This is a genomic window from Lacinutrix sp., from assembly GCF_037625555.1.
Lineage (GTDB): Bacteria > Bacteroidota > Bacteroidia > Flavobacteriales > Flavobacteriaceae > Lacinutrix.
Genome location: NZ_JASJHV010000100.1, coordinates 24,828 through 33,877 on the forward strand (window position 1 = coordinate 24,828; position 9,050 = coordinate 33,877).

The following is a 9,050-nucleotide window of genomic DNA, read 5'->3' on the forward strand; positions in this document are numbered from 1 at the left end:
TACAGCTTAGAAAAATATAGTGATATCAAAATCGATTATAAAAAGGAAAATTATCAATAAAATAGCGATAATAATATATACACGTTTTTTTACAGTGTTATCTGGAGCTGTTTTAGATTCGTCTATAACTTTATTAAATCTTTTTTTTATGCCACCAACAGCTTCTAGTGTAGAACGATCGGCATCAAATTTACCCTTCATATCGAAAGGACTTCCTTCTCCTTTGTAGAAACGAGGCTTGTAATTATAACGTTTGTTTTTTTGTTTAAAAAATCCCATAACAATTATAGTTTATATTCTAGATAGTACCAAAATGCAATAATAATGCCTAATAGTAGGAGTAACATAGGTAAACCTATTTTTAGTTTTCCTGCTCCAGTCTTCCTTGTACGTTTCCACTTTGAAGTGACTTCGCTTTTAGAATTGAATTCCGTTTTTACATCCTTGACATCATCTTTAGAAAATCTAGAATTATAGTTAAACGCTTTGTTTTTTCTTTTATTAAACACAGTGTTATTTTATACTATTGAAATACAATCAAAAGTACTGAAAATAGAGAAGAATTTGCGATTTGAAATGCTAAAAATTGTTAACAGAGCTTTTCATCTAAATAGAAGTTAAAAAAAATAAACGGATACAGTCTTTAAAACAAAGATTTAAAATTGGTAAATCTAAAAGTACTGTGATATAACTTAAATCTATTTTTTACTAATTACAGCCATTTTAATTGCCGCAACTGCTGCTTCTGTTCCTTTATTTCCATGGATTCCTCCAGAGCGATCAATAGCCTGTTGCTTATTATTATCTGTTAAAACACAGAAAATAACAGGAATATCGTGCAATACATTTAAATCTTTTATGCCTTGAGCCACACCTTCGCAAACAAAATCGAAATGTTTAGTTTCGCCTTGTATTACACTTCCAATAGCAATAACAGCATCAACCTTTTGCTGTTGCATTTTCTTTGACCCATAAATTAACTCGTAACTTCCTGGCACATCCCAACGTATAACGTTTTCTGGCAATACATTGTGTTCCAATAAGGTTTCGTATGCTCCTTTATATAAACCTTCGGTTATAGTATCGTTCCATTCTGAAACAACAATCCCAAACCGAAAATTCTTCGCGTTTGAGATTGATGCTTTATCGTATTCTGATAAATTGTTATTTACAGTTGCCATATTTAATTTCTGCTAAACGCTAAAATTATTTGTTTGACATCGCTTGCGCTTTACCAATAAACACCTCTACAGAAGTTGCTTCTGGTGCATTTGGGTACGTTTCTTTTATTGTATTAAAATAATCTAACGCTTCTGTTGCTTTTCCCAAATTTAAAGCAGTAATACCAGCTTTGTAGTAGAATGTTGGTGCCGTTAAGTCGTTCATTCTCATTTTAGCAGCTTGTAAGTAATACTTTAAAGCTTGTTCTGGCTGGTCTAATTGAATGAATGCATCTCCTATAGCTCCTTTCGCCATTGGTCCAGCAGCTTCATCTTCACTTTTAAACTTATCTAAATGCGCAATTGCATTTTTATAATCTTTTAAATTTAAGTAAGACATACCAGCATAGTAATTAGCTAAATTAGCAGCAGATGTACCACTGTACTCTTTAATGATGTCTAAAGCTCCATATTTACCATCGCTACCATTAAGTGCAATAGTATACAGAGAATCGCTAGAAACACCACTTGCAGCATCATTAAATTGCTTTTGTGTATAGTATAACTCGTTCATTGCTTCTTCGTTAGCAGGCTCTTGAACTAATTTAGTGTATCCTACATATCCTAATACTAAAACAGCGACTACTACTATAATAATGAAAATATATTTTTGGTTAGCAGCAACAAAGTCTTCAGTCTTAGAAGCTGTTTCGTCTAAAGTATTAAATACCTCAGCTGTTGTAGAGTTTTCTCCTAAGTTCTCATCAATAACTTCTTTTTCTTTTTCTGTTTTTGGTTTGTAACCTCTTTTCTTATAAGTTGCCATGTATATTGTATAATTTATGCGTGGCAAAAATAAAATATTTCTTCATATATAAAAGCTTATTTATTTGTTATTTTGCATGCTCCATTTAATTGCTACAACAACTACTGCTACATTTGCTTAAATAGTCTATGATATTAAAGTCACTTTCATTAGTAAATTACAAAAATTTCGAGAGTAAATCTCTAACTTTTAACGACACCATTAATTGTCTTGTTGGCAAAAATGGCGTAGGAAAAACAAATATTTTAGATGCTATTTACCACTTGTCTTTTGGTAAAAGTTATTTTAACCCTATTACTTCTCAAAATATAAAACATGAAGAGGAATTTTTTGTTGTTAATGGTAACTATAATAAGGATAATAAATCCGAAAAAATTGTTGTTAGCCTAAAACGAGGACAAAAAAAAGTAATAAAACGCAATGGAAAGGCGTATAATAAGTTTAGCGAGCATATTGGTTTCTTACCTTTAGTTATTATTTCGCCAGCAGACAGAGATTTAATTATTGAAGGAAGCGACACAAGAAGAAAATTTATAGATAGTGTAATTTCGCAGAGTGATAAATTATATTTAGACGATTTAATAAAGTACAATAAAATTCTAGCACAACGCAATAGCTTACTAAAATACTTTGCTCTTAACAATACTTTTAATAAGGATACTTTAGATGTATACAATAGTCAATTAAACGATTTTGGAACTAAAATTTTTAATAAGCGTGAATCTTTTCTAGAAACGTTTATTCCAATTTTTAAAGCAAGATATAAAGCAATAAGCAATGGTAACGAAACAGTAGATTTAGTTTACAGAAGCGATTTATTTGACATTGACCTTTATACTTTACTAAAACAGGTCATTAATAAAGATAAAGCCATACAGTATACAAGTGTAGGTTTGCATAAAGACGATTTAATTTTTAATATAGATAACCATCCAATAAAGAAATTTGGAAGCCAAGGACAGCAAAAATCGTTTTTAATAGCTTTAAAACTAGCGCAATTCGATTTTATAAAGCAGTTAAGTGGTGTAAACCCAATACTTCTACTTGATGATATTTTTGACAAATTAGATGAAGAACGTGTAACTCAAATTATTAAATTGGTAGACGATGAAAATTTTGGGCAGTTATTTATAAGTGACACTCATGCAGAGCGTACAGAAAATGCTGTAAAACAAGTACATCAATCTTATGAGATTTTTAAACTTTAATATGAATAAAATTGTTTCAATACTAGTATTAACATTACTTTTCAGCTGTTCTAAAAACCCTAAAACCTTTATAGAACACGTTGATGGTTATTGGGAAATTGAAAGTGTAACTTTATCCAATGGTTTTAGAAAAGAGTATACGGTTAACAAAACTATAGACTTTATATCTGTAAAGGATAGTATTAATGGGTTTAGAAAAAAAATGAATCCGCGTTTTGATGGTAAATACGAAACATCTAAAGACAAAGAGGTTTTTAAATTAAAAATAGAAAACGACAGTTTACATTTATATTACTCTACTGCATTCTCTAAATGGAAAGAGACTGTTTTAATGGCAAATAAAGATCAATTAAAAATAGTCAACCAAAATAACGACGTATATTTATACAAACGCTTTACTCCAATTACAGTTGAATAAATAATATAATTAAAATTAGATTTCCTCTTTTGTGGAAAATGAACATGGCAAAACGCAATAACAATATATTAAATATACAAGATGCACTAAAAGATTTTGTTGAAAGTAATAAACTAGAAAAAGGTCTCGACAAAGTAAATGTTCGCGAAGCTTGGTCTAACCTTATGGGAAATGGTGTAAATAATTATACTACTGCAATAGACTTAAAAAACGAAACACTATATGTTCAATTGAGCTCAAGCGTATTAAGAGAGGAACTTAGTTATGGTAAAGACAAAATTATAACCATGCTAAATGAAGAGTTAGGAAAAAATTTAGTTAAGAAAATAATCTTAAGGTAATTTTCTTTTAGTATTGTACTATTATTTAATTGTGCCGAAAAATTAAAAATAGATATATTTAATATAAAATAGTATATTTGTAACTTATAATAAATTAAATATTTTTAAAATGGCTCAAGGCACAGTAAAATTTTTCAATGATTCTAAAGGTTTCGGTTTTATAACTGAAGAAGCATCAGACAAAGACCATTTCGTACACATTTCTGGATTAATCGACGAAGTTCGTGAAGGAGATGCAGTAGAATTCGATCTTCAAGAAGGTCGTAAAGGTATGAACGCAGTAAACGTAAAAGTAGTATAATTATATATTCAATTTACCTTATTACAAGAAAAGCTCACTATTTATTTAGTGAGCTTTTTTTTGTAATAATCAAAAAAAAACAAGAAAAAATAGGTCATGTTAATTAATGACATCATCTTTGTTTCTAATTATATAATTAATATTAAAATTTATTACAATGAGCAAAGGCACAGTAAAATTCTTCAATGACGCTAAAGGATTCGGTTTCATCACAGAAGAAGGTGTAGACAAAGACCATTTTGTACACATTTCAGGTTTAATTGACGAAATTCGTGAAGGCGATGAAGTTGAATTCGATCTAGAAGAAGGTAAAAAAGGATTAAACGCAGTTAACGTTAAAGTTATTTAATATATACTACATAATTTTTTTACGTAAAAGCCCACACCAAGAGTGGGCTTTTATATGTTTAAGACTTATTTAAAACTAAAAAAAAGCGCAACCAAAAAGTTGCGCTTTTTTTTAATTTAAAGTACTACACTACTCTATTCTTTTAGTAATTTAATAACTCCTTTAGAATTTTCTGTTGTAACAGTCATAAAATACAAACCAGAAGCTGCATTAGATAAATCAATCTCTTTTGTAGTATTTACATTTGATAAATCAATCGTTTTAATAAATCGTCCGTTAATATCATGGATTTCGGCCTTTACAAGATTAATTTGGACTATTTTATTAAGATTAAAAATACCATGAGATGGATTCGGATAAACTTTAACCAAACTACTTATTGTATCAAACTCTGAAACAGATAATGAATTAGAACAGTTATAAATTGTTAATTCATCTATATACCAACCTTCTCTACCATTACATCCATCTGTTCCCATATCGAATCTAAACCTTACAGTTCCATTAACACCAAGTCCTAATGAAGATAAATCTATAACACTAGTTCCCCAACTTCCTTTGTTTGATCCACCATCGGTTCCAGTAAAAGCCTCTTGACCTTCCATAGGATTGTCATTACCAGCTGCCAAAGAATTAAGTGATGAATTATAGCTATTATGAATAAATGCTGAAGCTGGCAAAAGATCCCAAGCCGAATTATTAATACTTACTTTAATATTACCACCATCCCAATCTGCCTCTGTTGAGACATAGTGATTAAAAGTCATTTCAAAAGTACCATCTGTTACATTTGGCATTGTAATTAATGGACTTACTAATCTAATAATACCATTCTCTAGGTCAGAACCACAATTTCCATTAATTGGATCTACACCAAACATAGCTGTACCAGTTCTTCCACTTGGCAAAGTTGCATTTAATTCCCAATCTCTATCTTCCCATGTACTTGGGTTTGATGGTACTTGCCCTACATTCCAACCATCCATTCCTGTCTCCCAATCTTCAAAATATATTGGATTATTTATACCTGCTTGACATAATGGAGGTGCTGAACCAACTACAGTTATAAAATTACATTGCGTTGGCACTATTCTTAACTCTACTGCTAAAATTGCATTTGTTAATTGCTGTAAATCAAAAGCCGAAATAATTTCTCCCGATGGACCTGCAGCAACTCCTGTGGTCGATAGTCCTTCTAGGTTAGTTCCTAATAAATCTGCACCAGCAGCTTCCAGTGCATTAGCGAGGTCTGTAAAATCACTAGTTGTAGTTAAATATTGGCTCTGTGCTCTCCAAAAAATATGAGCAGCTTTAGTAAAATCAATTCCCGTAATAACTTGTCCATTAAAATTTCCTCCATCCACTAATAAAGCATACACATGATTTGGAATCCCAGAGTTAATATGCACTCCACCAGAATCTCCTTCACTACACCAATAATCTCCACCAGTTACTTTTCCAGGATCACCATTACAAGGTGGGTTCCACATGTCTCTAATAGCACCACCAAAAGCAGAAGCATCTTCTCCTATTCTCCATCTATCACTACTATTACAACCAGTTCTTAAAGCATGGTTGTCGTCTGCATCTTGATAATTATTTAAAAGATCTACAGTTTCTCCCCAAATATCTGAGTAAGATTCATTTATTGCTCCAGATTGCCACTGGTATATTAATCCACTCGTATATTCGGTATATGCGTGTCCCCATTCATGTGCAATTACATCGTCTGATGCTGTTCCGTCACAGTAATTAGCAGTTGTTCCATTCCAGTTTGCATTTGGGCAAGCAATACCAGGATTGTTATTAATTGTTCTCATTTTAGCATCTGCTCCATCATAAGAAACATAACCAAAGGCATTGTTAAAAAAATTATAAACATGCGCAGAGGCTTCAACCTCATTACGTTGCCAAACTGTTAAACTACCAGGAAAAGCATCTCCTTCCTGCCAAATTAAATTACCAGTATTATCTTCATAAATCTCACGGTCTAAAGCGTGAGCAATACCTGTAAATTGCTCTACAATTTCACCACTATGCGCATTAACAAAAATAAACTCTCTTACATCTCTATCATTCCTCACCTCTATTTCATAAACTAAATAATTAGCACCTTTATAACCTTGGGCTAATCCTTTCTGAAATATATATAATTTTGTGTCGTGCACAAATAATGAATCACCAGAATAATTAATATATTGACTATCTACGGTTTCTATTGCTATGAGATGAGCTTCCGTTTTGGGTAACGATGGCAAAGGATTTAATTTAATATCTGTAATATAATTACCATTTATCGCTGTTAAATGATTCTGTTTATTAAAATGAAATAATAACTTACCATCGTAAACAGGAATGTCTTGATATTCTTGATTTAAAACTACACGTTGAAAACCAATTTTATCTTTTTCTATTTTATTTAATTTAAAAGAATTACTTACCTCGTTAATAGTATATATCGTCTTATATAAATTTAAAAAATCAAATGTTTTTTCTGCTATACTATTCCCTTTTAAAACCAATGGATTATTGCTTGAAAACTTGATGAATTCAGGAACATTAGAATGCTTATTAATTGTTACAGTTGCTTTTGTTTTTTTTTGAAAAGCATCAATAGCTTTTGTTGTGTTTTGTGCTTGAGAAAATACTGAATAAAACAAGCAAATAACAAATAAGTATTTTATAAACTTCATAATTTTTCTTTAAGTCTGTCAAAAGTAGTTGATTGTAGTTTACAAAAAAAGCCTAACTTGTTAAATTTAGGCTTAAACGTATTTTTTTATAGATAAAGTGCTTAAAACATGTCTCTACCTGAGAAATGAAATGCGCCTTCAATAGCAGCATTTTCATCACTATCACTACCATGTACTGCATTTTCTCCAATAGAAGCTGCGTATAATTTACGAATAGTTCCTTCTGCTGCATCTGCAGGATTAGTAGCTCCTATTAAAGTTCTAAAATCTTCAACTGCGTTATCTTTTTCTAAGATAGCAGCTACTATAGGACCACGTGTCATGTATTCTACTAACTCACCAAAGAAAGGTCTTTCGTTATGTACTGCATAAAATGCTTGAGCATCAGATGTTGTCATATGTGTTAATTTCATTGCTACGATTCTAAAACCAGAAGCATTAATTTTTTCTAAGATTGCGCCAATATTACCTTTTTCAACAGAATCAGGTTTAAGCATTGTAAATGTTCTATTTGTTGCCATTATATTATTGTTTTAAGCCTGCAAAAGTAGTGTATTTCTTCATAAAAACAATTATAAAACCTATTAAAAAATTGTATATTCGTGGACTATGAATACACAAGATATTTTGGAGATAAAAGCTTTTTTGGCAACTCCTAAAAAAATTGCAATTATACCTCACAGAAACCCAGATGGAGACGCTATTGGCTCTACACTAGGTCTTTTACAGTATTTGCTTCAATTAAATCATGATGCAAAAATTATTGCTCCAAACGATTTTCCTGATTTTTTAAAATGGCTACCAAAAGTAGAGACTATAAGAGTGCATGAAACAGAAAAAAAAGTTTCTGAATCTTTTATTAATGATGCCGATATTATTTTTACTCTAGATTTTAATGCCTTCCATAGAACTGGAAATATGGAAACTGTTTTAACAGACAGTAAAGGTTTAAAAATAATGATTGACCATCACCAACAACCAGATAATTATGCAAATTACATGTTTAGCGATGTTACTATGAGCTCTACATGTGAAATGGTTTATCATTTTTTAGACAAATTAAATGCTTTAGATAAGATTAATCCAGAAATTGCTACATGTCTTTATGTTGGTATTATGACAGATACAGGATCGTTTAGATTTCGTTCTACAACAAGTACTACACATAGAATTATAGCTAATTTAATAGATAAAGGTGCAGACAATACATTAATACATAATAACGTTTATGACACTAATAGTTATAATCGCTTACAATTATTGGGTTGTGCATTAAGTAATTTAAGAATATTGCCAGAGCATAAGACAGCATATATTACTTTATCTCAAAAAGAGTTACGCGATTTAGATTATAAAAAAGGAAATACTGAAGGCTTTGTAAATTATGCGCTATCTTTAGATAAAACTGTATTAGCAGCTATTTTTATTGAAGATAAAAAGCAAGGCATTATAAAGATTTCACTTCGTTCTAAAGGAAGTTTTTCTGTAAACGAAATGTCTCGTGCTCATTTTGAAGGTGGTGGCCATACCAACGCTGCAGGAGGAAAAAGCGACACATCTTTAGAATCAACAGTTGAAAAATTTATTAGTATATTACCATCTTATAGTAAAGCCCTTAATAATGAATAAACTTCTTGTTCTACTTTTTATTTTTGCTTTTGTTTGTTCTTGTAAAACGCCAGAGGCTAGAAAGCCAGAAACTGTAAAATCCGGTTCTTTTATTAGTGAATCTGCTAAAAGAAACAAAACACTTT

12 protein-coding genes are annotated in these 9,050 nt (G+C 30.8%); 6 read left to right on the forward strand and 6 right to left on the reverse strand.

The window, feature by feature from the left end; translation table 11 throughout:
- Nucleotides 1-6 precede the first annotated feature (6 nt).
- From QNK89_RS08380 to QNK89_RS08395, 4 genes are all read right to left on the reverse strand, one after another.
- Complete coding sequence (locus QNK89_RS08380; RefSeq protein ID WP_340170557.1) at nucleotides 7-279, reverse strand: riboflavin synthase subunit beta; 273 nt, start codon at nucleotides 277-279, stop codon at nucleotides 7-9.
- Nucleotides 280-284: 5 nt separating this feature from the next.
- Nucleotides 285-509, reverse strand: coding sequence for a hypothetical protein (locus tag QNK89_RS08385; protein ID WP_340170558.1), 225 nt, complete (start codon nucleotides 507-509; stop codon nucleotides 285-287).
- Between the two features lie 189 nt (nucleotides 510-698).
- Entirely contained in the window at nucleotides 699-1,181 is a 483-nt protein-coding gene (ribH, locus tag QNK89_RS08390; RefSeq protein WP_340170559.1) for a 6,7-dimethyl-8-ribityllumazine synthase, read from the reverse strand.
- A 25-nt stretch (nucleotides 1,182-1,206) separates the two neighbouring features.
- A complete protein-coding gene (locus QNK89_RS08395) occupies nucleotides 1,207-1,986 on the reverse strand; it encodes a tetratricopeptide repeat protein (RefSeq protein WP_340170560.1) in 780 nt (259 codons plus the stop codon).
- 128 nt (nucleotides 1,987-2,114) lie between these two features.
- Between QNK89_RS08395 and recF the strand changes: the two genes are divergently transcribed.
- The 5 genes from recF (at nucleotide 2,115) to QNK89_RS08420 (ending at nucleotide 4,603) form a co-directional block, all read left to right on the forward strand.
- Complete coding sequence (gene recF, locus QNK89_RS08400; RefSeq protein WP_340170561.1) at nucleotides 2,115-3,194, forward strand: DNA replication and repair protein RecF; 1,080 nt, start codon at nucleotides 2,115-2,117, stop codon at nucleotides 3,192-3,194.
- A gap of 1 nt (nucleotide 3,195) precedes the next feature.
- The gene (locus QNK89_RS08405) at nucleotides 3,196-3,612 is read left to right on the forward strand and encodes a lipocalin family protein (RefSeq protein ID WP_340170562.1); all 417 of its coding nucleotides are present in this window, start codon (nucleotides 3,196-3,198) and stop codon (nucleotides 3,610-3,612) included.
- Nucleotides 3,613-3,656: 44 nt separating this feature from the next.
- Nucleotides 3,657-3,953 carry a DUF721 domain-containing protein gene (locus QNK89_RS08410; RefSeq protein ID WP_340170563.1) on the forward strand — a complete coding sequence of 99 codons (297 nt, stop codon included), beginning with the start codon at nucleotides 3,657-3,659 and terminating at the stop codon, nucleotides 3,951-3,953.
- 109 nt (nucleotides 3,954-4,062) lie between these two features.
- Nucleotides 4,063-4,254, forward strand: a complete 192-nt coding sequence (locus QNK89_RS08415) for a cold-shock protein (protein WP_340170564.1) — start codon at nucleotides 4,063-4,065, stop codon at nucleotides 4,252-4,254.
- Between the two features lie 157 nt (nucleotides 4,255-4,411).
- Nucleotides 4,412-4,603 carry a cold-shock protein gene (locus tag QNK89_RS08420; RefSeq protein WP_299109953.1) on the forward strand — a complete coding sequence of 64 codons (192 nt, stop codon included), beginning with the start codon at nucleotides 4,412-4,414 and terminating at the stop codon, nucleotides 4,601-4,603.
- 134 nt (nucleotides 4,604-4,737) lie between these two features.
- Here QNK89_RS08420 and QNK89_RS08425 read toward each other — a convergent pair whose 3' ends face one another.
- Both QNK89_RS08425 and QNK89_RS08430 read right to left on the reverse strand, forming a co-directional pair.
- Nucleotides 4,738-7,296, reverse strand: coding sequence for a M4 family metallopeptidase (locus tag QNK89_RS08425; protein WP_340170565.1), 2,559 nt, complete (start codon nucleotides 7,294-7,296; stop codon nucleotides 4,738-4,740).
- Nucleotides 7,297-7,397: 101 nt separating this feature from the next.
- Entirely contained in the window at nucleotides 7,398-7,817 is a 420-nt protein-coding gene (locus QNK89_RS08430; RefSeq protein WP_340170566.1) for a nucleoside-diphosphate kinase, read from the reverse strand.
- An 88-nt stretch (nucleotides 7,818-7,905) separates the two neighbouring features.
- Here QNK89_RS08430 and QNK89_RS08435 point away from each other — a divergent pair, with 88 nt between their 5' ends.
- Complete coding sequence (locus tag QNK89_RS08435) at nucleotides 7,906-8,925, forward strand: bifunctional oligoribonuclease/PAP phosphatase NrnA (RefSeq protein ID WP_340170567.1); 1,020 nt, start codon at nucleotides 7,906-7,908, stop codon at nucleotides 8,923-8,925.
- The last annotated feature ends 125 nt before the right edge of the window (nucleotides 8,926-9,050 follow it).